Source organism: Oscillospiraceae bacterium NTUH-002-81, from assembly GCA_032620915.1.
Classification (GTDB): domain Bacteria; phylum Bacillota; class Clostridia; order Lachnospirales; family Lachnospiraceae; genus JAGTTR01.
Genome location: CP136052.1, coordinates 452,620 through 478,149, shown reverse-complemented (window position 1 = coordinate 478,149; position 25,530 = coordinate 452,620). Strand labels below are relative to the sequence as shown.

The 25,530-nt window shown below is 41.4% G+C and carries 13 protein-coding genes and 4 pseudogenes; 5 read left to right on the top strand and 12 right to left on the bottom strand.

Annotated features, from left to right (window positions below; all coding sequences use genetic code 11):
* Nucleotides 1-355 precede the first annotated feature (355 nt).
* The 5 genes and pseudogenes from RJD28_02265 to RJD28_02245 all read left to right on the top strand — a co-directional run bounded on the left by RJD28_02265 (nucleotide 356) and on the right by RJD28_02245 (nucleotide 5,036).
* Complete coding sequence (locus RJD28_02265) at nucleotides 356-697, top strand: MobC family plasmid mobilization relaxosome protein (GenBank protein WNV59540.1); 342 nt, start codon at nucleotides 356-358, stop codon at nucleotides 695-697.
* A pseudogene (locus RJD28_02260) lies at nucleotides 646-2,050 on the top strand (relaxase/mobilization nuclease domain-containing protein). Before RJD28_02265 ends, RJD28_02260 begins: the two are co-directional and overlap by 52 nt.
* 220 nt (nucleotides 2,051-2,270) lie before the next feature.
* Nucleotides 2,271-2,621 (top strand): helix-turn-helix transcriptional regulator, encoded by a 351-nt coding sequence (locus tag RJD28_02255; protein WNV58395.1) that lies wholly within the window; start codon nucleotides 2,271-2,273, stop codon nucleotides 2,619-2,621.
* A 230-nt stretch (nucleotides 2,622-2,851) separates the two neighbouring features.
* On the top strand, nucleotides 2,852-3,238 hold the full coding sequence (locus RJD28_02250; GenBank protein WNV58394.1) for a BlaI/MecI/CopY family transcriptional regulator: 387 nt from the start codon (nucleotides 2,852-2,854) through the stop codon (nucleotides 3,236-3,238).
* 1 nt (nucleotide 3,239) lies between these two features.
* A complete protein-coding gene (locus tag RJD28_02245) occupies nucleotides 3,240-5,036 on the top strand; it encodes a BlaR1 family beta-lactam sensor/signal transducer (GenBank protein WNV58393.1) in 1,797 nt (598 codons plus the stop codon).
* Between the two features lie 90 nt (nucleotides 5,037-5,126).
* Here RJD28_02245 and RJD28_02240 read toward each other — a convergent pair whose 3' ends face one another.
* From RJD28_02240 to RJD28_02185, 12 genes and pseudogenes are all read right to left on the bottom strand, one after another.
* Nucleotides 5,127-6,635: a hypothetical protein gene (locus RJD28_02240; protein WNV58392.1), complete on the bottom strand. Its 1,509-nt coding sequence runs from the start codon at nucleotides 6,633-6,635 to the stop codon at nucleotides 5,127-5,129.
* A 20-nt stretch (nucleotides 6,636-6,655) separates the two neighbouring features.
* Complete coding sequence (locus RJD28_02235) at nucleotides 6,656-7,096, bottom strand: hypothetical protein (protein WNV58391.1); 441 nt, start codon at nucleotides 7,094-7,096, stop codon at nucleotides 6,656-6,658.
* Between the two features lie 59 nt (nucleotides 7,097-7,155).
* On the bottom strand, nucleotides 7,156-8,421 hold the full coding sequence (locus RJD28_02230) for a DUF6070 family protein (protein WNV58390.1): 1,266 nt from the start codon (nucleotides 8,419-8,421) through the stop codon (nucleotides 7,156-7,158).
* Between the two features lie 27 nt (nucleotides 8,422-8,448).
* Complete coding sequence (locus RJD28_02225; protein WNV58389.1) at nucleotides 8,449-9,720, bottom strand: DUF6070 family protein; 1,272 nt, start codon at nucleotides 9,718-9,720, stop codon at nucleotides 8,449-8,451.
* Nucleotides 9,720-10,961 carry a DUF6070 family protein gene (locus RJD28_02220; protein WNV58388.1) on the bottom strand — a complete coding sequence of 414 codons (1,242 nt, stop codon included), beginning with the start codon at nucleotides 10,959-10,961 and terminating at the stop codon, nucleotides 9,720-9,722. The genes RJD28_02225 and RJD28_02220 overlap by 1 nt, the downstream gene beginning before the upstream one ends.
* Nucleotides 10,909-13,023 carry a penicillin-binding transpeptidase domain-containing protein gene (locus RJD28_02215; protein WNV58387.1) on the bottom strand — a complete coding sequence of 705 codons (2,115 nt, stop codon included), beginning with the start codon at nucleotides 13,021-13,023 and terminating at the stop codon, nucleotides 10,909-10,911. The genes RJD28_02220 and RJD28_02215 overlap by 53 nt, the downstream gene beginning before the upstream one ends.
* 185 nt (nucleotides 13,024-13,208) lie before the next feature.
* Entirely contained in the window at nucleotides 13,209-13,436 is a 228-nt protein-coding gene (locus RJD28_02210; protein WNV58386.1) for a transposon-transfer assisting family protein, read from the bottom strand.
* 3 nt (nucleotides 13,437-13,439) lie between these two features.
* A pseudogene (locus tag RJD28_02205) lies at nucleotides 13,440-17,469 on the bottom strand (YodL domain-containing protein).
* Nucleotides 17,470-17,574: 105 nt separating this feature from the next.
* The gene (locus RJD28_02200; protein WNV58385.1) at nucleotides 17,575-17,898 is read right to left on the bottom strand and encodes a PDDEXK nuclease domain-containing protein; all 324 of its coding nucleotides are present in this window, start codon (nucleotides 17,896-17,898) and stop codon (nucleotides 17,575-17,577) included.
* Nucleotides 17,849-18,604 (bottom strand): PDDEXK nuclease domain-containing protein, encoded by a 756-nt coding sequence (locus tag RJD28_02195; GenBank protein ID WNV58384.1) that lies wholly within the window; start codon nucleotides 18,602-18,604, stop codon nucleotides 17,849-17,851. The genes RJD28_02200 and RJD28_02195 overlap by 50 nt, the downstream gene beginning before the upstream one ends.
* A gap of 166 nt (nucleotides 18,605-18,770) precedes the next feature.
* Nucleotides 18,771-23,750 (bottom strand): annotated as a pseudogene (locus tag RJD28_02190) (SNF2-related protein).
* A 600-nt stretch (nucleotides 23,751-24,350) separates the two neighbouring features.
* Nucleotides 24,351-25,082, bottom strand: a pseudogene (locus tag RJD28_02185) (DUF3849 domain-containing protein).
* Between the last annotated feature and the right edge of the window lie 448 nt (nucleotides 25,083-25,530).

Genomic DNA, 25,530 nt, shown 5'->3' with positions numbered 1-25,530 from the left:
ACGGGCAATCAATGCCCTTATGAACCGTGGCAGTTTTTTTATTGCTTCTGCCCAACTGCAAAGTCGAATTATCAACGCTATCCATAACAAGGGCGGTAACACCCTACTGTGTTGCAAACCGCTCGCCTATACTCACGCAACACGCAAATTCCCTACGGGTAATTTGCAGAAGAATAGCAAGCACTGCCTGTGTTCCCTCACAGGCACCATTTCCGCAAGTTTCTACCAAGCGAAAACTTGCAGAAATTGGCTTGCATGGGGCATATCCCCCTGTCCCCCTAAAAGCAAAAAACAACCGCCGGCTACGGCATATTTGAAAATCTTTTATATAAATAAGGAAAGGACTGATACTGCAATGGCAAACCGAGAAAGACAAAATGAACTTAAAATCTATCTCAGCGATGACGAGCAATACATCTTAGATCAGAAATGGAAAGCCTCCGGCATGAAGAGCAAATCCGCATTTATTCGGCATCTGATTTTGTATGGCTATGTCTACGATGTAAACTACGAACACCTGCGGGAATACAACACCACGCTCGCCCGTATCGGCAATAATCTGAACCAGATTGCCAAGCGGATGAATGCTACTGGCAATGTCTATAAAGCCGATGTAAACGAAGTAAAGGAGCTGATGAAACAGGTATGGCAATCACAAAAATCCATGCTATCCAGGCAACCGTCCATAAGGCAGTAAACTATATCTGTAATTCCCAAAAAACAGATGAAAGTATTCTCATTTCTTCCTTCGGATGCAGTCCTGAAACCGCTGCCTTTGACTTCAAATTTGCTCTGTCAAAAACAAATCAGGCAGACCCCAACAAAGCCTTTCATCTGATACAGGCTTTCGCTCCGGGAGAGGTATCTTATAAGGAAGCACATCAGATCGGTGTGGAGCTTGCCGACAAGCTGTTAGAGGGGAAATTTTCTTATATCGTTTCCACTCATATTGATAAAGGTCACGTTCACAACCACATCATTTTCTGTGCCGCAGATAATGTGAATCACGAAAAATATCATGACTGTAAACAGACCTACTACCACATTCGCCGCCTGAATGATGAGCTGTGTTCCAAGCATCAGTTATCCGTCATTTCTCCCACAAACCAGCGTGGTAAAAGTTATAAAGAATGGACATCCGGCAGAAATGGCACCTCGTGGAAAATCAAGCTCAAGCTAGACATTGATGAAGCAATTCAAAACGCTGATACATATGAACAGTGCATGGAGCTGATACGGGCAAAAGGTTATGAAATCAAAGGCGAAACCATTGGAGAAAACGCCTTAAAAGTACATTTCCTTCCGCCCCCTTGACCGGGAGCATTTTGTCCGTGGCAGCTTAAAGTCTTTGGGGGCAGAATACACCAAAGAACGGATTAAGGAACGGGTAGAAACAAAGGCTTTAGCACAGACACAAAAACGTGTCCCATTCCCTGCCCGAAAGAAACCTCTTATCAAGGATTATTCTTCCCGAACGCTCATTGACACCTCGGAAGAAAAGTTCACGCAAAGCCCCGGTCTGCAGCATTGGGCAGCGATTGAAAATCTCAAAATCGCTGCCAGCAGTTACAGTAAAGCAGGTTCTATCATCGAGCTTGAAAAACAGATTGAAAGTAAGTCTGTTCTTGCAAAAACCGCACGGAACAGTCTTGTGGAAACAGAACGTCAGCTAAAGGATTTAGGACAGATATTGAAATACGCTGAACAATATCAGAGCAATCATATCTATCACATCCGTTACCAGAAATCGAAAGACCCTGATGCTTATCTCCGCCACCATGAAACAGAACTCCTGCTCCATGACGGTGCAGAAAATATGCTGAAACGCTTTGGAATCAGCTTAAAACATTTTGATATTGATAAGTTTCGTAATGATTACAATGCTCTGTATGCCAAGAAAGAAGCCTTGCAGAAAACCTATAAATCTGCTGAAAAAGACATACAGGCTCTCAACCGAAAACTGGATAATCTGAACCAGTATCTTGACCGGACTCCGGGACAGGAACAGACCTTAAACCGCAAGCTGGAAAAGGACTCCACCATGCTCTGATTTCCCCATTAAAAAAGGTGTACCGCATTGAAGTTTTTTACTTCTTTGCGATACACCTTGATATGTGTAGTAAGCCTCTGCCACAATTCTACTCAATATTCTTTTCTTGTGTATTTTTCTACATTTCCCATTCATGTATTGTGCTCCATATTTATAGTGTATTTTGTTGTAATTCACGCAGGATAATATGTAATGTAAACTACTATCGAGGTGAATTATAATGCAGGATAATATGAAACAGGCTCTTGCCATCGCAGTGCGTGAAGCCCGCACAGAACTCGGACTTTCACAGGAAAAATTGGCTGAAACTCTCAATCTGGATACACGCACTATACTTAATATTGAAGCCGGACGTGGTAATCCAAAATTTGAAAAGTTGCATCCTTTAATTACATATTTGAAGATACCAGCCAATAAGATTTTCTATCCAGCCAGCACAAACCAACAACCAAATCTCCAGAAGCTCCTAACCCTACTGAATGACTGCACGGAACAGGAAGCTGCTGATTTATTACCTATGGTTCGTTACCTGCTTGATTTGCTGCGTAAGCAAGACCATCCAACTCTGTAAGAAAACCAATAGACTCCTTGTGAATCTATTGGTTTTCTTATTTTCAAAGCACTTTATTTACAATTTCAATCATCCTGATTCCACTCCTTTTTTAATTCTTACTTATGTAATATTTTAATTATTACATAAGTAAGATTTCAAGTCAATCTATTTTCTCTTAAATTGACAACTACACAAATAACATCTATAATATTTTTATTACAGCCGTAAGATTTAAGGAGGGATTTGAAATGAGCGATTTACCACAGATTTCTGAAGCTGAATTTGAAGTTATGAAAATCGTATGGAAACATGCGCCGATCAGCACCAATGAAATAACTGATAAATTATTACAGACTACGAGCTGGAGTCCAAAAACAATACAAACTCTAATTAAACGTCTAGTGAACAAGGGCGTTCTGACTTATGAAAAACAAAGTCGGGTGTTTGTTTACACTCCAGTTGTGAAAGAAAGTGAATACATCGGTCAGGAAAGTAACTCTTTTCTAGAACGATACTACGATGGGGACATCACTGCCATGCTGTCTGCATATATAGAAAATGACAGACTGTCCGAAACGGAAATAGACACTCTCCGCTCTCTTCTTTCCAAGAGGTCAAAAAAAGGAGGTAATTAACATGGCTGATTTTATGATACGCTTTTTAATATGCAATGTATTTATCAGCGGTATCATCGGAATTCTTTTGATAGCCAAGCGGATATTCAAAGGCAACCTATCCAGCCGGATGCAGTATAATCTGTGGTTCCTGCTACTTGGATTGTTGGTAGTTCCTTTTATACCGTTCCGTTTCATTGGGTTTCCGCAAATCCTCTCGTGGCTCAGTAGCCTGAAAAGTTCTCCTACTTCTGGCACCAGAACCGCCATAGGAGAAGCTGTTGGGATCAATCCAGCCGGAAATGCAGACTGGATGAATGACTTTGCCCTTTCGGTAAATAGTGAGACTCCATCCAGCATCGGATACATACTATTTGGAATATGGCTTGTAGGCATCCTTGCAATGATTATATTGATAATCAAATCCTCTATCCGCTTACAGAACTTGAAAAAATCTGCACTTCCCCTTCAAAACCCGGAAGTCCGAAAACTATATCATCGATGTATGAAAGAAATGGGAATTAACAGAAATATCCATGTTTACAGTACTGCATTTTTGAAATCTCCGATTATTGTGGGGCTTTTGAAACCTTGTATTTATCTGCCGATTCATCTCATCTCAGATTATAACGAATCGGACATGCGATACATGCTGTTACACGAGCTACAGCACTATAAGCACAAAGATGCTATTGCCAACTATCTAATGAACTTTGCCGGAGTAATATATTGGTTCAATCCTCTTGTCTGGTATGCTCTAAAAGAAATGCGCAATGACAGAGAGGTTGCCTGTGACACCTCTGTTTTAAAGATGCTTGAGGAGGATGATTATGCAGATTATGGTAATACACTGATCAATTTTGCGGAAAAGATTTCACTTACTCCATTTCCGTTTGCCGCCGGTCTTGGTGGAAACATGAAGCAGATGAAACGGAGAATTATCAACATTGCATCTTATGAGAAGCCGACATTTATAAAAAGAGTAAAAGGTATGACTGCATTCATGTTGACTGCTGTCCTTCTCCTTGGATTCGCACCTTTTATTTCTACATACGCAGCAGATGGAAGCCACTACCAATGGGATTCCTCTTCTGAGAATATTTCCTATGTAGACCTCTCCACATACTTCGGAGAATACGAAGGCAGCTTTGTTTTATACGATTTGGAAAACGATGCATGGAGTATACATGACATGGAGCATGCCACCTTACGGGTTGCTCCAAACTCCACCTACAAGATATACGATGCTTTGTTCGGATTGGAAGAAGGCGTCATTACACCGGAAAATTCGTTCATTGCATGGAATGGAGAAACCTATCCATTTGAAGCATGGAACGCAGATCAGACCTTACAGTCTGCAATGAACTCCTCTGTGAATTGGTATTTTCAAGCAGTAGATGAACGGCTTGGAGCCTCTGACGTTTACAGCTATGTTCAAGAAATCGGATATGGTAACGAAAACATGAGTGGCGATTTCTCCTCTTATTGGATGGAATCCTCCTTGGAAATCTCTCCAATAGAACAGGTCGAACTTTTAACCAAGCTGCAGAATAACAGTTTCGGCTTCGCCCCTGAAAATATCAATGCAGTAAAAGATGCCATCTGCCTTTCAGCTTCCGATGCCGGAACATTCTACGGAAAGACCGGAACTGGCCGTGTTAATGGACAGGATGTAAACGGATGGTTCATCGGTTATATCGAAACTGCAGATAATACATACTTTTTTGCCACCAACATTAGTGCAGACAGCGATGCTACCGGAGGCAACGCAACTGAAATAACCATGTCTATCTTGTCAGACATGAATATCTGGAAATAAAACATAATAAAATCGGGTAAAGGTCATAGTCAGTCGTACAATCTTTTACCCGATTTTTTGTGTTTTAACACTATTCGTATCTTTTATTTCTTATTGTAAATCACCTTCGCCTGTACTTAATCCCTCATACATCCATGTCTTTCCATTGTCGTTAGATGTAAATCTCAAGCCTCCGTAACTGCTGTATTCTGCCTTGATGATTACAGTCCATTGTCCATCGGATACTTGTGGCATCTCTGCGTAATCATAATCTGCGATTGTGTATCCTAGTTCATCAGCAATATCCGGCAGTTCCGTAACCTCTTCCATTGGAAATTCCATCTGTGTAAAAGTAACTCCGCCATCTGATGTCACATATAAAGTTGAGGCATCCTGTGAAGCGCCTGTCATACCAATCACACCAAGATTTTCATCGTAAAATTCTATTCCCAGTGCCACGCCAATCTTGTTGTTAAACGGATTGGCATTTATCACATTCCATGTTTCACCACCATCTGATGACTTTTCCAATTCATAATAACGGCTTCCTGCTGCCGCATCAGTAACTACTAATCTCCATCCAATTTCTTTATTCTCAGACAACCAGTAATATACAGAACCGTTGGAATTATCTACATACCAGGATTCTGTTTCTTTAGCATCATCAATAGTCTGCTCTTCCTCCCTGTCGATGATAGTTTCTAACGGAATCACTTCCGGTTCCATAAAATAACGTACCGGAGTCACCTCAGATTCACTTGGAATATGAAGCGAGACTTCATATCCATAAACAGCTCCACCATTCAGTTCCGAATAAATGGCATTGTCTGTGTTGTCCACTCCGTCACCATCCACATCACCTTGAAGATATACAAATCCTTCCATTGTGTTAAATTCCCGCTTGCCATAATAGAGAATTTCATAATCGTCTGCATATCCTTCCACAGCCCAGTTATTTACTCTTGTTTTGTAATCAGCGTTTTTCAAAATTTCAAGCATCGGCTGTAATCTCATGTCATCATCGTAAGATTTGCTCGCAACTCCATTAATACACACAGTCATTTTTGAATCTGCATCCACATCATAGTCAATAAGGAATGTATTTTCGTCTCCATTTTCATATCTTCCATACATATAAGTATAAATACTCTGAATTTCACCATCTTTGTCAAAGGAAAGCTGGAACTTATTTTGAACATAAAGTTCATCCGGTAAATCCAACTCTGTCTCAATGTCTTCCAAGATTCCTTCTACACCTGTCTCAAAGAAGTTGGTATGAGTAAGTTCAATTTTCTTTTGGTTACGCCATTCGTCAATCTTCCATGACAATGCACCATTATAAGGGATTGCCGAATAAATAATCCTGCCTCCAAACAAAATGGTCAGGGCAACAACTACAATACATTTTCCCCAGAACAGTTTACCTTTTTCAATTTTTTCTTCTTTTCTACTGCTAACAATTCCAAAAATGATTGTTGCTATAAGAACAACACCCAAAATCAATATTGGAATCAAGTCCACTTTCGTCCCACCGTATTGACATAGATTTGAAATGCGAATCATCAGCACCGCATATATAGCAATTCCAATAAAACCACATATATTAGAAATTTTCTTCATAATTTGTCTCCATCTCGTTTTTAGTGTCCACGTATATCCAATTCATCCAATAGAGAATTTTCACTTCCCCAAGAATATACAATGTAATAACCCCTGTCCTTTATTTCTTCCGCAAATTGTAGTGTCCCGTGATCAATCCCCTCAATGGACTGCCCTTCCTGAATTTTCACCAAACATTCCCACTCATTACTTCTGTACCTTGAATAGTAAGCATCCAATTCTTCCAAAGACAAGTCACTTCGAATTAGAATTGCTCCGAAATACTGCATTCCATTTCCGTTACCTGTCAGCTTCCCTGCCCGTGATATTGACTCTATCAATTCCGTTTTCTCTGGCAGTGGTGTTTCACATAATTTCTTTTCCACTTTATAAGCAGTGTGGTTATTTATAAGCGGAATTGAAATCACACCGCCTATTAATACAACTGCTGCCAATATTCCAACTAGTTTTAATTTCTTCATGTGTCCTCCTTCCTTTTCTTACATCTGTAAGATTACCACAAAACACAACTATTATCAAATCATTCTTTAATTCGGTATTGATAATCGGGTATCTGCATAATTCCGTCATTTAGGATTTTATTCCCCAAATACTGAAAACTGCCATCCTCTGCAAACCTTACCGTAAGTTCATGGGTTATGACTGCATCATCGCAAATAACCATATCACAAACCGCCTCCACCGTTAACGTGACTGTCTCATCATCATTTTCTTTGATATCCGTGACCTCTGGCAAAGAAGTTCCAAAGAAAGTAGGTGCATAATTTCCACATCCTAATCGAGCCCAATCATATGTGTGGTTTTCCTCGTCAAATACTGCGTACTCTCGTATCTGCTCCGCTGTTATCGGAAGATATTCCATAATCAGACTTTCGAATTCTTCTTTTGGAATACCATTTGGATAATCTTCGGAATTGAACTTTTCTCCATATTTCATTCCATACAGATATTCAAACATTCCGTTATAATCCAATTCACTCATATTTTCCGTATTCCAGTTGGAACACAAAAGGTTCTGTCCCTGATATCCAAGTCCCAAGACGAGGCGCTCAGACATCTCTCGCTGTTCCTCTGTCATAGGTTTTATTCTAATCACGCTGCTTCCATCCACAATTTCACTGACCTCCGGTGGCTCCGGCACACACAACTCGTAGCAGAACCATCCCTTATCTGTATATTTCCACTCTTTTAGTCTTGTATAGGAAATGTATGAAATCCCCGGCTTATTATCAGCATTCCAGATTCCTTTTGCACTTACAACATACATATCTGTTCCATCAAAAATGAATTTCATTCTGCCCAATCCACCATCGTTGTGGACTTCATAAATTACTGCAGAACCACTTTTCCCTTCCATACATTCTTTCAGAAAACTGTCAACACTTTCATAATTCTCCATGTTAGAATATGTTACCATTGTTGTAACCGGACATCCTGCATCCTTTAGCTTCCTCTGCATTTCCAAAACTGTTTGATCATCCAAAGCAACATTAGATGCTATCCCTTTATCTGCAGTTTCATAAATGTCAAGATAAAGTTCCATCTGCTTTTTACAGTCAGTCTCAGCTTCTTCCCTTTCCTGTTCATCTAACGGAAGGTCGTAGCCCTTTTCCCATTGTTCTGCAGCCTCTTCCTCGGCACTTTTTATCTCCTCCGTGGAAGATACATCTTCCGTATCTTCCACAAGAGATTCATCCACAATACTATCTTCTTTTCCACAGGCACATACGAAGCATCCAATCAGAAATGCCATAATCAGCAAAATGCTTTTTTTCTTTAATGCCATAATATCATCCTTTCTTTCAAAGCAAATTTAATGTGCTTTTGCTATTGGCGGCAGTTCCAACTCTATTTGTTCTATAGAATTGGAAAGATACCTGAAAGTTCCGTCTTCAAATGGCTGGACCACAACCGTATTCCGAAAAGCGAGATCAGAATTATAATCCGGCCATACTCCATCCACGATAAGTGTAATCGTTCCATCCGCATTTTGGGTATAGTCAACTACTTCTCCGAAAGGTGGGTATGGACTGGCATAAATCATCTCATATTCATAGCTATTGCTGCCCTCATCATATCCACAATGCTCTCTCAACTGTTCTACCGATACCGGAAAATAAGTAGTCATTATCCTTTCATATTCCTCTGCCGGAATCTTCCAACCCTCAGTTTTCAGATTTTCCCCCGTAGAAATCCTATAAACATCTTCATACATACAAGGCATCAGAATGTCCTCCACATTGCTGCTATCCCAATCGGTAACGAGCAGATTGTAATTCACATAACTTAGTCCTGATATGTATTCTTGCGTTAATTCCCGGCAGTCTTCTGGTAGCGGTTCTATTCTCCAATACTGTCTCAAACTTGCATGTGCAATCACATATTCATATGCGTAGATAAAATATCCTTTTTCGGTCAGTTTAATCTCAGCCACATTACTTACCGAAGTTCCCTGTATTTCTGGCATACCACCTTCTCTCCACCGAATTCCTATGTAATAGGTCTGCAACTCACCTTTCCGATAGATAAAGGTAACTGCTCCAATCAGCCCATCTCTCTGTACTTCAAATACCGTAACCATCGAGTCTTGTCCATCCAGGTAATCTGCATAAAATGCTTCGATTGCTTCATGATTTTGCATAGCAGTATCTTCTTCAACACTTACCAGACCGGTTCTGCCCAATTGCTCCACCACAGCTTTCCTCTGCTCTTTGGTAAATTCGCCAATACCGGAAGAGTAGCTTGGTGCATCTGCAATTACAATATCCTTATAGATTTCTCTGACCGATTCTGCTGCTGACAAAACCGTACTCTGCAGTTGCTCCTTCTCCTCTTCTGTAAGGAGATCATCACTGGCTTGCGGAATAAACCAATATGCTGACTCTGTGGAAGTTTCCGCATTCTCGGCTTCTTCTGTTTCTGCTTCGCTATTTTCGATTTCTACAGGTGGCTCCCATACTTCTTCTGCCACCTTTTGCTTTTCTGTATGCAGTTCTCCCCAACAGACCACTCCGGCTATTACGAAAATCAACAGCAGCAAAATCGGAAGACCACATCTTCTAAGCAGCCATTTCACATCTTCCATTATTCGCCTCCGTATAATTCTTCCCATTCTTCTAACGTCAACCGTGGCGTATGCCATGTTTCCTCAGAATTATCCTCGGAGGGTATAATTCGATTGGATACATATTGTACCCCGCCATCCTCCAAAGGACGAACCACAACCTCGTGGGCATATACTTTGGAATTTCCCGAATATGGAAATACCACATTAGCAGTAAGTGTAATTGTTCCATCACTGTTCTCCGTATACCCGATTACTTCTGAATATGGGTATTCCGGATACTCTACTTCTTCGAAGCCTCTCGGTTTGTATTCATAGGTCGAATCCTCCGAATCATAGACAGTTTTGGATTGCAGCGTTTCACTATCAATATTGAAATATTTCATAATAACGCTTTCAAATTCCTCTTTTGGAATCCGATAAACTGCACTGACTGACAAATTGTCATCTGCAACATAAGGAACATACTGACCATTCACTTTTGGATAAAGAATGTCATACATATCATAGAAATTCAAATCCCCAAAATCTTCTTCACTCCAATCCACAATAAACATATTATTCTGTTCAAAGCTGATTGGAAGAAGATATTTCCGACTCAGTTCCCTATATGTTTCATCCAATGGCTGTACTCGTAATGCGGTATGCTCCTCTGCTCCACTCAATGTAAGAACGTATAATTCTTCTGAAAACCAGACACCAGAAAACATCAGGTAACCTTCTTCTGTATAATTCCAATACTCTGCTTGATACCTCCCAGTAACTTCTTTCTGTATTTCTCCATTTTCGTATCCATAATAGCTTCTGACCACATCTACATTTCCGTCTTTTGTGTGCAAATCGTATTTTACAAATCCGCCCAAATAGCCGACTTCAAGAATCGTTATATCTGCTTCTTCCTGTGCATCCACCTTTTCACAAAATTCCAGTACCTGCTCCGCTTCCGTCATATTCACTTGATTTCTGCTGTCAACAGCAGGATACTCGTTTTCTCCAAGACGATTTACAATACTCCGAATTATTTCCAAATCATCTAACTTATTTTCCTCTGCTGCCTTGTCATAAAGATCTATGCAGATGTTTATAATTTCTTCTTCATTCTCCTGTTCTTCTTCTGAAACGTCCTGAACATCAATTACTGTTTCCGAAACTGTATCTTCTTCCGGTGGTGTATCGCTACACCCCGAAATACTAAACATCAGTACAAAACTAATGACTGCTAAACCACTCTTCCAGAACCAGACTGTCTTTCTTAACAACATATCCGCTTCCTCCTCTTCCTTTCACATCTTCTACCATACTGATAATCAATATAGGACATTCCGTATCTTCTGCTGTAAAAATTGCAAACCATCCTAATTCTGTACCCGAAGTATCATCCTTCGATGCCTTTATTTCTGCCGTACCTGTTTTTCCTGCTAAAAGAATGTCATCTCGATGGGCTGCATATCCAGTTCCATTAGAATCATTCACAACCTTCTTTGTTCCTTCCAATACACGACTTGCTGTCTCGTTAGAAAAGGCACCCGGAATCCAATACTCAACTTCCGCTTCATTCTGATATACCAAATAAGGCTTTATTACATTTCCCTCATTACAGAAAGCAGAATAAATACATGCCATATGCAACGGGTTCACTAAAATCTGTCCTTGTCCGTAACCGCTGTCAGCTAACTGTATTTCAGTTTCAATGCCTTCTGTATTGGAATACTGAGATTCTGCCATCTTAATCTCAAATGGTAGTTCCTCATTGAAACCAAGCCGTATCAAAGAATTCTCCAACTCATCCGATCCAATCTTTAATGCTGCTTTTGCGAAATAAATATTATCAGAATAAATCAAGGCATTCTCTAAAATGACTGGTTCATACGCATGAAGCGTTGTTACATGATATGAACCCCACGATGCATCTTTTTGCCAACTTAATCCTACGTTCCCGTAATCTTCCATTGGATCGATTGCTCCTGATTGTAAACCAATCGCAGCTATAATTGGTTTGAAGGTAGATCCCGGACACCACACTTGCCGGAACCGATTATACATTGGCTTATTCTCGTCCTCGTTAAGTACAGTCCACTGCTCACTCGATAATCCCATAATAAAATCGTTATTGTCATAAGCCGGTGTGCTGACCAAAGCCAATACCTCTCCGGTATAATGATTTATGGCTACCGAGCAGCTTTTATCTTCCTTAAACTGTTCGTACAAGGAAACCTGCAAATCAGTATCTATCGTAAGCCGGATGTCCTGCCCATGCTGTACCAGGATACAAGCCAGTTCCTCCTTCTCTTTATCTTCCGAATTTACAATGTAAATCCTGCAACCGTTCTGGCCTTTCAGTTCTTTCTCGAACAAGCCCTCCATTCCGCTTCTGCCGATTACACTATTGGCTGTATAACCTTCTCCTGCATGTTCCTCTAAATCTTCCGCAGTAACGCTTTGAACATACCCGACCAAATGCGCAGCGGCTTCCCCTAATGGGTATTCACGCACTTCAACATCAGATATCATCACTCCGGGAATCTCCAGCAACTTATCATGCCTTTCTTTCTCCTTTAAAACTTCTTCCTCTGGACTGATAGACATTAACTCAATTTCTTCCACTCTTGGAATCGTTTTAATAGGTACAAAAGAATCATCCTTTACCCACTTTGCAGACAGGTTCTTTTCTATCGCTTCCGTTGTGATTTCCAATAGTCCTGCAATCTGTGCGATTGCTTCCTCTCTGTTTTCCAACTTGCCCGGAACAATTCCAACTGAAGATGCTGTACCTTTTCCTGCAAGGACACGTCCGTTCCTATCCAGAATTTCTCCTCGCTCTGCCTGTGTAGTAGAAACTCTTACTTTATCTGCAGAAGTCAGATTAGGAAAAATCATGGAATCATCCCAAACCAATTTATATCCTTCTTCTCCATTTATAAAAAATGCCTCATTCTCAAAGCTGATAGTTCCTGCCACTGTATCAAACGAAGTCAAATATGTTACTTTTTTATCTTCCTCCACATACTCGACATTTTTTATCGACATGTTTTGCATTTCAATTCCCTCATAAATAGTGGAATTTCTCTTCAGAAAATCTTCCTTACTGATATATCCAGATGACTCCAAATCAATCATTGCATACATTTCTTCGTATTCTTGTTTTGGAATATGCATCATATACTCTACTAAGATAGTATCTGGTGTTTTACACGCATTTTTTCTTTTATATAATACTGTTGCACTCACAACTACTCCAATCAAAGTAATTGTTAACATTAACACTATAATGCCCAACATTTTTCTATATCTTTGTATTCTTTTGGTTCTATGTTTTGCCTTCATCGTTACCTCCATTTCTTATTCGTATCAATGTACTACGCTTATATATTACAAGTGTAAGATTTTGAAGCAAAAAAATTTACTCCCTTTCGTTATAAATATTACACCCGTAATATTTATCAGTCAAGTTCTTATTCAAAAAGACAGAACACAGCCACCAAAAGCCATGTTCTGCCTTACGTTTGATGTTACTCTGCCGCTACAAACTCCATCTTCATAAATTCATGATCCGTCAATTCCTTTAATTTTGCAAGGACACATAATGACAATTCAACCATCTCATCATCCTCCAGATGTTTCAGTGTCTTATTGATACCATTTATGACATTTTTTCTGCCTCCCACATCTGAATCTATACCTTCTTCCATAAAAATACTGATTAAATTACTCTCTTCTACGGTAAATCTCTTATTCATCACTTACATCTCCCTCTGACTTTTCTTTTCATTTTCTTGAACATCATGTTCTTTCGATTGCCCTTCTACCTGTGATTTTTTCTCCGCAAGACGGGATTTTAAGGAAAGCCTTACCGTAGGCTTCTCCTCCATTCTCTTATTTTCTTCCCTTTGGGCTTTCTCCCCAACACCATTATTCAGCACATTATCAATCATATTATAATTCTGTTCTTCTGCCTCCTCAATCTTGGCAAGCGGCTTATACTCTGTCAGTTTTTCCAGAAGCTCCGTTGCTCGTTTTATTTCCTCTGGTACAGCTCCCTCCGAAATAATGTCTGCAAGCCACGTTGTTAAATGTCCGGTATCGCCCTGTTTTATGGATTCTGCAAGCTCTGATACATTCTCGGTCATATTTCTTGTACTATCGTGATACAGTACAGTATCATAATCGTAGGAAAGTCGGTCAAGTTCTACTGCAAGCTGTTCCTCTTGTGGCAAGTCCGGCATACGCAGTTCCCACACTCTTGCTTCCATTTCTTCACTCATCACGCCATCTATCTCCATATCGGGCAATTTAGCCACCAGTTCCGTAATGACTTCCATTGCCTGCGGATTGTTTTTAATATCAGGAACATAGTCCAAAACCCCAAGGTCAATCCTCTTTCCAGATAAAACATCAATCTCGTAATCCTCGAAGGGTTCCGCCCCTCTCCCTAGGATATTGATTCCGATTGCCGGAATACCATTCATCCGCTCTGAAGGTATCTGCTTCCAGATTGCTATAGCTTCATCCACCGTAGGAATATTCTCATAACACTCACCAAGATTATGAAATTCTCCACATTCCGAAACAGTTAAAGTTACTTCTGCGCTCTCCTTTTCCTGCTCTCTTACCTGTCTGACGCCCTCCAAATATTCTTCCATCTGTGGCAGATAGGATTCCAGCGTACCTGTTCGTTGGGCTGTAATTGGATTGATGTCAACTTTTACTTCTCCGATATGAAGTCCATCCTCATTAAAGGCATTAAATAAATCGTCCTCCCGTTCCGCTGTGGAAAGTTCCACCACCACATCAAGGTCAGAACCTTCATGCTCTAATCCCCTGCATCTGCTTCCTGTTACAGCAACATCCACGATTGTTGCATTAATATCATACTCTTCAATCTTCGCCTGCACATGGCATTTCACAGTTTCCTCGATTTCTTCCGGATTCATTTCACTAATATCGTGGAATAATTCCCCGGTTTTTGCCTTAAAATCTGCCACCACACTGCTTGGTGTACTCTCCGGAATAATACGATTTGCTTCCTCTGCTTTTTCCATCAGTCCATCATAATCCATCGGTATCAGTTCATCTTCTCTTTGGATATTTCCTTTTGCACCATTGTAATCCGGCTGTGACTTCAAATCCTCTAAAATATCATGCAAGGCTTCCCTTATCGTCACATCAGGATTATCATAAATTCCTCCGTCAATCTCCTTATAATCAGCTCCCATAATGGAATAATCATAACCGCCATCCACTTCCTGAATGCTGATAAAACGGTCTGCAATAGAAAATGCCAGTTCTGTTTCCTGTTCACTTTCCAAAGTTTTTTTCATTTCCGCAAGCACCTGTTCTGTTTCATCGCCAAGATCAATGATTTCATCTCCATCTATTTCCGGTTCTGTCTTTTGGACATTGTGTCCAGAAGTGTCCTGCATTTCTTCCTTTTCCGGTGTCTGCTCCCGTAAAAAATCCGGTATTTCCGTATATCCAAAAGAATCCACAAAATGAGCCGTATTCTGTCCGTTCTGATGAAGCACCACTATATCGCTGACAGATAGCGAATGTCCTCTGAAATCTTCTGGGTGGTCAAGGTTGAATTTTTCAAAGATTGCCTCTAAAGTTGCCCCCTGCGTCTCTTTTTGCAGTTCAGATAATTCGCCCACATATAAAAGTGTATAATTCTCTGGTTTAATTGCATCAAAATTATCTTTTGTAATGCCCATACGCTTTAAGGATTCCGTCCCCTCAAAACGTAAGGAATCTAATTCCGGATTAGGCTTTAATTGATAAATTCCATATTTATCAGTACTAGCATATAGGAGCTGCTCTTTTCTTGCCATTTCAGGTGTAATAACAGATCCGTCCTCATAGTTAATAGATTCCACCCATGTGATACCTAATTCTTTTTCTATTTCAAATTCCAAATCAGTTCCATAAAAAGCATTATGAATTTCTGCCACATCAGTATCTGAAATAGGCTCTGAGGTCTTGAATACCGCAGTTCTATCCCCACCCATTTCTTCTATATCGACAGCCACAACTGGATACGGGTATGTATATTCTCGCTCCTGTTCGTCCATTAAGATAAGTGTAATCTTAGTCTGCTGTTTCAATGCTTTATTCCATGTTTCCTTTTCAACCCCAAAGATACCTTCATGCTCTTCTATACGCTCCCTGCTTTCTGCCAATGATTCCGCACCGTCAGTATGAAGCAAATATACAGGCAAATCATGTTCAAATAATTCCAATGCTTTCTCTTGTGTTAATGGCAGCATTTCATTCCATTGATAGCCATATTCCCTCATTTCCGACAAACCAATCATCGGATCAGGCAGGGCATCAATCTCCGCCTTTGCATCAATTATGGTCAATGCCACATCCTGTTGGGCATACTGCTCCCTATATGCCAGTTTCTCTGCAAGTTCCCTTGTTTTATTCATATCATCAAGTTTATAGGCATAATTTACAATCAGATTTCGCTCCTCAGACGTGAAAATATTTTTTTCTGCTTCCAACTGATTGATAAGTTGTTCTGCCTGCCCCATGACAGATAAATTGGTATCAATGGGGTGTTCCATTCTTTCCTTTACATCAATAAGCTCGTCTGTATCCATGTTATAGCGGACATCAATATGATATTCCTCCGCTTCTTCCGTCTGCTCGTCAGCAAGTTCGGTAGTCCATGCTCCTTTGCTTTCAAGATAAGATGATATATTCGATTTATCCTCTTCATTCATGGTAGAAAGAGCGGATATAAGTTCTGCACTGTCCATTCCACGGACACTGACAAGATTGTATTCTGAAAAATCCTCGTTATGTACCAGCAGAATGCTTTCCTTTCCATGTTCCTGCTCCATCTCCCGGTTAAGCTGAAGCTCCTGCATTGCCCCCTCAATGCCTGTAATCAGTTCTGAAGCTGTCTTTCGGATTGTATCAAGGGAAGATTTCAGCTCTTTCATATTCCTGCCGCTGCTCCAGCCTGCGATATATCCAAAGGAATAATCGGATGTATCTATACCGAAATGCTGGCACACTGTAAAAGCCACACTCTCCGCTTCCACTTCCTTTGTATTCCTGTCCTTTACCGGAATATCCATGCTCTGATTAACTTCTTTATCATGCAGCCTGGAATGAGCCACCTCATGCACCATTGTTTTCAAAGTCTGGCTTTCGCTCATATTTTCCTGAACAGCAATCCGTTTTTCTGCTGTACTGAAATACCCTTTGGAATCGCCGGGAATATCTTCAAATGCAATCGGAACAGGAGAAATATTCATAAGCGCCTGGACAAAATCCTCATATCCCTCCACCGTAGATAACAGCTCATTCACTTCCAGTTCCGGAATAGGCTTGCCATCCGTCTGCGATACATCAAAAACAGATACCGCACGAAAGGCAGGAATGGTAACCTCTGTTTCCTCTTTCTGCGGCATACCGTTTTCATCAAACATCATTTCTCCCGTTACAGGGTCTAACTTATCACGTTCCTCTTTGATTTTATAAGGAGCTGGTGCAAGAATACGGATTGCCTTTTTCTCCTTTATTGACGTGCCGCTCAAAGTTCTTCTGCCACGCCTGATAACCTGCCACCAGCGTAGCTTCCGGCTTCTGCATGGCAATCAGCAGCGTATTATTAAAACTGTAATTATGAAATTTTGACATGGTACTGAGATAGCTTTTATATTTTTCACTCTCAAAAAGCTCTTTCAAACCAGCTTCCAGCTTATCCGTAATCTCTTTGACTTTTTGCTTTTCACTCATGTAAACGGTATTTTTATCTTCCATAATTCGATTGTCCTTTCTTTTTTTCCACGCAAAAAAGACAACCATCTCTGATTGTCTTTTTCGATATGCCTATTCAATTTGCATCTTTTTTAGATTGCTTTTTTATTACTCTTCTTTCTTTTCTGTATCCTTCTCTAAAATATTGTTCACTAATTTTTGGAGTTCATTGCGATTTGGCAGATACAATTCATATTTTGAAACAAATAAATTGCTGTCCATACCGTAAGTTGCATATTCTACAAGCAGTTCATCTTTGTTATGACTCAGGATAATGCCAATCGGTGGGTTATCATCTGCCATATTTTCTTCTTTTGCGAAATACCCCATATACATATTCATCTGACCGATGTCTATATGCTGGACGGAATTTTTCTTTAAATCAATCAGCACAAAGCATTTCAAAATTCTGTGGTAAAATACCAAGTCCACATGGTAATGAATATTGTTTACAGTTAAAGGGATACTGCCTGCCCACAAAGGTAAATCCTTTTCCTAATTCCAACAAGAATTTTTGGAGATTATCTATTATTTTCTGCTCCAAGTCTTCCTCACTATAACGCTCTTTCTCCGGAAGTCCCAAAAATTCTAATGTGTAAGTATCCTTGATAACATCCTCTGGCTTGTCATAAGTAATTCCCTCTCTGGCAAGTGCCAGAATTCCTTCTTTATCTCTGCTTGTAGCTAATCTAAGAAACAAAGCGGAATCCATCTGTCGCCTGAGTGTTCTTACATCCCACTTTTCCTTATAACATTCTTTTTCGTAAAAACTTCTTTCTAATTCATCATCAATCTTTATCAGCTCACAAATATGCGACCATGTCAATTTGTCAGACACCGTCTGACAATTCTCATAACAAAGATAAAACTTCCGCATATTGTTGAGGTTTGGGCGGCTGTATCCTCGTCCCAATCGCAAAGTTAATTGATGCGAGAGTGTTGTTAATAATTTTGAACCGTATGCTGCTTTAACATTTCCATCCTGCTCAAACTCAACAATATATTTTCCGATTTTCCAATACGTCTCTGTAATTACACTGTTTACTTTTTCAGCTATCTCTTTTTTGGCATTTGAAACTGCTGTTTCAATCTCATCCACCAATGGCTGAAGCATATTTGTCTGCTCTAAATCATTCATAATATATCCTTTCCGAATTTGTCAGACAGTGTCTGACAAATTCAATTTCCATTTTTATGTATTACGTTGTCTCCATTTCTCTTTAGCTTTTTCCAAATCGCTCTATCACTATATTTCCCTTGAACTAATATTATATTTCATATTTGCATAAAAAGAAATATAATAATTACAAATACTCCTCCTTCCCCTTATCTCTTTGCACGGAATTTTCTATATTATTCCCCGCAGCCTTTACTTTCATAGTCTCAAGCTTTTCTTTCAAGGATACCCTCTGTGCCGGCTTATCCGCCATCGCTGCTGTGAGCCTCATTCCCTGCGGATTTCCATTCTCCACAGCATAATTATGTCGGGTATTTTCTATGGGATACGGTTTTCTGGTATCTGCCACCTGCTCAGTACCCAGTTCCGATTTATCATCTTCCATACCTATTCCGTCATCTCCCTTTTCGTCCATATTGAGCAGGGCATTTAAGGCAGAAAGGCGGTCTAACTTCTCTGAAAGCTCTGCTTCCTGTGCAAATGGCTTTGTAACCTCTACCTTCGCTGTTTCAAGCTGACGCTCCACATTCTCCAGCTTTGTGGATGCTTCTGCCAGTTCCTTTGTCATGGCTTCCAACGCATGGTTGATACGGGAAATGTTACCCAGCGGGTCAACACCAATCTCCAGATTATGACTGAGCTGTCCTTTGATGTTCATAACGAATTTATGGTTAAAGGAATCAAAGGACACCGCCATTTTAAAGCCTGCATACTCTCCAATGACTGCCGGAGCATTAACGCTCTTGATTTCTTTGCACATCTCCACAAGTGCAGTTCCGGCTTCTTTTTTATCCGTATAGACCTTATTCCCGACCCTCATAGAGAAAAACTCCTTATCTGCTGGGAGATTGGTTTTTGCAGTCTGAATATCTGCCTGCAAGCCACTGATACGCTCCTTCAGAATGGTTATCTGCTGTGGATAATGCTTTGCAATGTTGTCCTCCAGACGGTATTTCTGACTGGTGTGGTTGGCTTTCATCAGTTTCAGCTTGCTGACCTGAATATCCAAATCCATCTTTTCTTTTATATAGGGATTCCCCGTTGCCAGAGCCTTAACCTCTGCATAAGAAAGTGCTGCTTCGTCCACATCCTCACAACTTCGCACCGGAGATTTGCTTGTCATAATCTGACCGATAAATTTCTGCTTATTCTCGATAAGCTGCCATGAGTAGCTGTCAAATGTTCCCTCTGTCACATACCGGAAAATCTTAACCTTTGGATTCCTGTTGCCCTGCCGCAAAATACGCCCCTCCTGCTGTTCAATATCAGACGGACGCCACGGTACATCGAGGTGGTGCAGAGCAATCAGTCTGTCCTGCACGTTTGTCCCGGCTCCCATTTTTGCAGTAGAACCCAATAAAAAACGAACCTGTCCGCTTCTTACCTTACTGAACAGCTCCGCTTTCCTAAGCTCCGTATTTGCCTGATGTATAAAGGCGATTTCTTCTGCGGGAACACCTTTTTCCATCAGTTTATTTCTTATATCCTCATAGACATTAAATGTACCATCTCCTTTCGGTGTCGATAAATCACAGAAAATAAGCTGTGCTGATTTCTCCCCTTTGGTATCTTCCCAAATCTCAAATGCCTTATCCACACAGGTTTTTGCTTTGGAATGTTCCTCATCGGGGAGCATATCGTTGATCAGACGCTGGTCGAGTGCCAGTTTTCTTCCATCGTTGGTAATCTTGAGCATATTATCCTGATGCGGCTCTACCAGTCTGTTACGCACTGCCTCCGCCCGATCTGCCAGCGATGTTACCATCTCTTTCTGATATTCGCTGGGTTTCAGCACCACGTTCTCATATTCTGCTTCCGGCACAGGCAGCTTTAACATATCCGGTGTCTGGATATCCGCACTCTCCTTGAAAAGTGCAATCAGCTCCGGCAGATTGAAGAATTTTGCAAATCTTGTCTTTGCCCGGTATCCTGTTCCCTCCGGTGCCAGCTCAATGGCGGTCTGTGTTTCTCCAAAAGAAGCTGCCCAACTGTCAAAATGCCCTAATCCCATCTTCTGAAGCGTACCATACTGAAGATACCGCATATTGGTGTAAAGCTCCGTCATACTGTTGCTGATCGGCGTACCCGTAGCAAACGTAATGCCCTTTCCGCCAGTCAGCTCATCAAGGTACTGGCACTTAGCAAACATATCGGAGGACTTCTGTGCTTCCGTCTGTGCAATGCCCGCCACATTCCGCATTTTCGTGTATAGAAAAAGGTTCTTATAATTGTGACTTTCATCTACAAACAGCCTGTCCACACCTAACTGCTCAAAGGTTACAACATTATCTTTCCGGGAAGTATCGTTGAGTTTTTCCAGTCTTGTCATAAGGGATTTTCTGGACTTTTCCATCTGCTTAATGGTGTAACGCTCCCCGTTATCTGCTTTCGCCTGCTCTATGGCAAGCTCAATCTCATCAATCTGTCTTTCGATAATGCCTATCTGTCTTTCCTGCGACAACGGGATTTTTTCAAACTGGCTATGCCCGATAATGACAGCATCATAATCTCCGGTGGCGATTCTGGAACAGAATTTCTTCCGGTTGGCTGGCTCAAAATCTTTCTTCGTTGCCGCTAAAATATTTGCTCCGGGATATAACCGCAAAAAGTCACTCGCCCACTGTTCCGTCAAATGATTGGGAACAACGAACAGGCTCTTTTGGCATAACCCTAACCGCTTGCTTTCCATTGCTGCAGCAATCATTTCAAAAGTCTTTCCTGCTCCCACACAATGAGCAAGCAGGGTATTGTCCCCGTAAAGCTGGTGTGCCACCGCATTTAACTGGTGCGGTCTAAGGTCGATGTCCGGTGTCATGCCAGGGAATTTCAAATGGGAACCGTCATATTCTCTTGGTCTGGTAGAATTAAAGAGCTTGTTATATTTCGCCACCAAGTCCTGTCTACGTTCCTGATCTTCAAATACCCAGTTCTTAAAGGCTTCCCGGACTGCCTCCTGTTTCTGACTGGCAATCATGGTTTCCTTTTTATTCAGGACTCTCGTTTCCTTTCCGTCCTCTATCACGGTATCGTACACCCGGCTGTCCTTTAAATTCAGAGAATCCTCTAAAATCTGATAAGCATTTCTCCGGTTTGTACCATAAGTCATATTTACAAGACTGTTTCCGTAATCCGCACTTTTTCCTTTTACATTCCACTGTCCTGTCACATCGGAATACTGAATCCCCATTGTATTCCGGTTGAAGAGATGCTGCGGTGTTTCAAAAACATCACGCATGAAATCTTCAATATATTTCGGTTCAACCCATGTGGCACCGATACGCACCTCAATCTCGCTGGCATCCAGTTCTGTGGGCTGCACCTGTGTAAGTGCCTGCACATTTATGTTGTATTCCGGGTGGTTTTCGGCGTAAATCTTCGCTGTTTGCAACTTATCCCGGACATTGCCGCTTAAATACTCGTCCGCTGCTTCCCACCTGTCTGTGACCGGATTCTGAAAGATAATGCCCGTCAGTTCTTCTTTGATTGTATCAATCTCTTTTTCCGGTCAGCTCCGCCATATAAGAAAGGTCAACTTTTGCTTTTTCTGATAAAGATACTGCCAGAGCTTCCGTTGCTGTATCCACGCTTGTAACCACTTCCGCTTTCTTAATGGTACGTTTCGTGAACATATCCGCTTTGCCTTTGAAATTTCCCTCGTCATCCAGCTTTTCCAGAGAACATAACAGACAATAGCTGCTGTCCTGATTAAAGGCTCTTTTGTTGGTCTGGGAATTGATTAAACCGTATTTTCTGCTGAACGTATCATAAAGGGTATTCAATTCTTTCTGCTTTTCCTTAATCACAGTATCCGGATATTCTTCCAACTGCAAATTGATAAGCTCTTGCGTACAGTTTCGGATTCCTACCATGCCTTTTATGCGTTCCTGCATGGATTCTGACATATCCACAGGCTTCATAATGGAATTTTCACGGTAATATACCTTATCTTCCACCAGTGTGTAGCTGTAATTCTTTACGTCCGGGTCTGCCGGAATGGTGGCATCTGCCAGCTCATCCGCAAGCTCGTCCGTCTCCACTGCTTCGATTTCCCCGTCAATCCGGCTGACCGCATCCATTAACTGCTCTGCAAACGGTCTTGTGGCATCCGGTTGGCAGGTGCTTTCCATGCCATAGGGACCGCTGACCATTTCCATCTTCCCAACAATCATTTCCGGGTGTTCCGCAAAGTAGGTATTCATGGCGATACCGTTTGCATCTTCTGATAAATGTACCCAATCCGGTTCTATGTCCATCACACGGTCACGCTTCTTAAAAAACAAAATATCCGAAGTGACTTCTGTCCCTGCATTTTCCTTAAATGCTGTATTCGGAAGTCTGACCGCCCCCATAAGCTCCGCTCGCTGAGCCAGATACTTTCTGACCTCCGGACTTTTTTTTTATCCATTGTTCCCTTACTGGTAACAAAAGCAACCACACCGCCGGGACGGACTTTATCTAATGTCTTTGCAAAGAAATAATCATGAATCAGGAAATTATTTTTATCATATTGTTTATCCGCTACCTTATACTGTCCGAATGGCACGTTGCCGACTGCTACATCAAAAAAATCATTCGGATAGTCTGTTTTTTCAAAACCGGATATTTTAATATCCGCTTTCGGATAGAGCTGTCTTGCAATCCTGCCCGTAATACCATCCAGCTCCACACCATAAAGTCGGCTTTCCTGCATCTTCTCCGGCAGCATTCCGAAGAAATTTCCGATACCCATTGCAGGCTCTAATACATTCCCCTTTTCAAATCCCATACGGTCTAAGGTATCATAAATACTGCGGATAATGGCAGGACTGGTATAGTGGGCATTTAAGGTGCTTTCCCTTGCAGAAGCGTACTCCTGCGACGATAACAATTCCTTTAACTGCTGATATTCTCCCGCCCATGCAGATTTGCTTTCATCAAAGGCATCGGCAAGCCCGCCCCAGCCAACATACTGTGATAAAATCTGCTGTTCCGACCGTGTGGCGATACGGTTCTCGCTCTCCACCTTTTCCAAAGTACGGATTGCTTCTATATTTCGTCGGAATTTCTCTTTCGCACTGCCTGCTCCTAACGCATCGTCTGTAATGTGGAAATTGACCGCATTGGATTTATCAATCTTTGGTGCAGGCTGCTTCACAGGCTTTTCTATGGCAGGTTCTTCCACTGACTTTTGGACATCGTGTCCAGAAGTGTCCGGTTCCATGCTTTGCAGATAGTGTTCCGCTTCCTCTTTTGTTTCAAAGGTGGGAATTGTACCGTCCTCTTTTATATAATAATCTTCCCTGCCATGATCCCATACTGCAAAATCCTGTCCCGGCTCAAAGGCATCGCTGGTTTCCTCAACTGAGAATCGTGATTCTGTTTCCGCTACATCTTCCGTTCCTTCAATGCGTGAAAATACCTCCGCTTCGTGTCGGTCTATATCTTCCATTGCAATGAGATTCAAATAATCGTTTTCAATTTCTTCCCTGCTCGGTTTGTAATCATATTCAAAATGGACATTTTCGTTTATGAGTACGTAAAAGAACGCATTGTCCTGCATGGAATTTCCAAGCACATAGTTATTTTCTTCCGACTTCCATTCATCAATCTTTAAACACAACTGCCCGTCAATGGTAATCTGCTGTGCCGCAATCTCCTTTTCCTGCTCCATATACCGTCTTGTCTGATTGATAAATCCATTTAAGACCGCCGGATGGGAAGAAACAATCAAATCACGGTTCTCATACTTGGCATACGGTTCTATTTCTTTTGCCCATGCCTTATTGTCGGGAGAAAATCTGCCATCGTGCGTCAGGTGCATGACAGTATTGGCAAGTACATAGCTGACACGCTCGCTACCATATTTTCGGATTACTTCATCCGGTGTATCTTTCGGCAGACGATACCCGTCAAATTTTTCCGAAATCGTCCGTTCAATGGCTTCTTTACAGGCAACCTTCGTTTTCCGTTCTATTACCGCCTGTGCTTTTTCCAGCGCTTTCTGTGCTTCTTCCTCTTTGTACCGGGCATAGGCTTCTTTCCCTGCCGGAGATAAATACTTATCTTCCGCCACCAGCTTTCGGATACGCTTTTCGACTACTTTCCAAGACAGCAGCACTTTCGCATAAGGTTCGCAGATATTTCCCTTTTTTAATTCAATCCCTTTAAAGTTGTGGTCTTGCCAGCTATGGTCTGCTCCGGCAAGTGCATGAGAGCCGCCTCCAATGCCATATTCTTTTTTCAGAAATTCCGCTGCTTCTTTGCTGTCATGCTTTTCCTGAAAATAATCATAGATGCGGAAAGAACCATGTGAATATCCACTTCCCCTGCCAAGATTATGGTCTATCTCGTCCTGAGTAATAAAATCCTCCCTTTTTATTTCCACATGGTCTGCGGTTGGAAAGATTTGTTTTTCTATCAGCAGATTGTCAAGTTCCTCCCGCAGCTCCTCTTTTGGCATAACTGAACGGAAACGTAGCTTTTTCTCTCCGGTTTCAAGCTGATGAAGTGCCTGATCCATGTGGGAAGCCACAAGCTCAACTCCTTCTTTTGTAGAAAGGTATTCTATCATTCTTGCATGAGCCTCCGGATAATTTCCTGCTTTTAGCCCAAGCTCCTCCGGCAGTTCTCCCATGCCATCCCGGAAAAAGAAAAAGAGATGCCCTGCAATCCGGTCACGTTCTGCTTCGTCAGTCAGATAAGCTTCATTTGCTCCCATATAGGTACCGTTTACTACCTGTGAGCGGATTTTTGCTTCCACCTCCTGCCAGTTCATCTGAAGCACCGGACGCTCTGTCGATGTGCCATATCCGACACGCATCCCATCCTCATTGAACCATACCGCTAACTGCTTTCCGTCAAATTCAAAGCCCTTTCCGGTTGTTCCATACTCTTTCTGTAAGAAAGCA

What these genes read in the sequence shown, in the direction of transcription:
- RJD28_02265 (WNV59540.1), top strand. Translation starts at nt 356, where the DNA reads ATGGCAAACCGAGAAAGACAAAATGAACTTAAAATCTATCTCAGCGAT.
- RJD28_02255 (WNV58395.1), top strand. Translation starts at nt 2,271, where the DNA reads ATGCAGGATAATATGAAACAGGCTCTTGCCATCGCAGTGCGTGAAGCC.
- RJD28_02250 (WNV58394.1), top strand. Translation starts at nt 2,852, where the DNA reads ATGAGCGATTTACCACAGATTTCTGAAGCTGAATTTGAAGTTATGAAA.
- RJD28_02245 (WNV58393.1), top strand. Translation starts at nt 3,240, where the DNA reads ATGGCTGATTTTATGATACGCTTTTTAATATGCAATGTATTTATCAGC.
- RJD28_02240 (WNV58392.1), bottom strand. Translation starts at nt 6,635, where the DNA reads ATGAAGAAAATTTCTAATATATGTGGTTTTATTGGAATTGCTATATAT.
- RJD28_02235 (WNV58391.1), bottom strand. Translation starts at nt 7,096, where the DNA reads ATGAAGAAATTAAAACTAGTTGGAATATTGGCAGCAGTTGTATTAATA.
- RJD28_02230 (WNV58390.1), bottom strand. Translation starts at nt 8,421, where the DNA reads ATGGCATTAAAGAAAAAAAGCATTTTGCTGATTATGGCATTTCTGATT.
- RJD28_02225 (WNV58389.1), bottom strand. Translation starts at nt 9,720, where the DNA reads ATGGAAGATGTGAAATGGCTGCTTAGAAGATGTGGTCTTCCGATTTTG.
- RJD28_02220 (WNV58388.1), bottom strand. Translation starts at nt 10,961, where the DNA reads ATGTTGTTAAGAAAGACAGTCTGGTTCTGGAAGAGTGGTTTAGCAGTC.
- RJD28_02215 (WNV58387.1), bottom strand. Translation starts at nt 13,023, where the DNA reads ATGAAGGCAAAACATAGAACCAAAAGAATACAAAGATATAGAAAAATG.
- RJD28_02210 (WNV58386.1), bottom strand. Translation starts at nt 13,436, where the DNA reads ATGAATAAGAGATTTACCGTAGAAGAGAGTAATTTAATCAGTATTTTT.
- RJD28_02195 (WNV58384.1), bottom strand. Translation starts at nt 18,604, where the DNA reads ATGAATGATTTAGAGCAGACAAATATGCTTCAGCCATTGGTGGATGAG.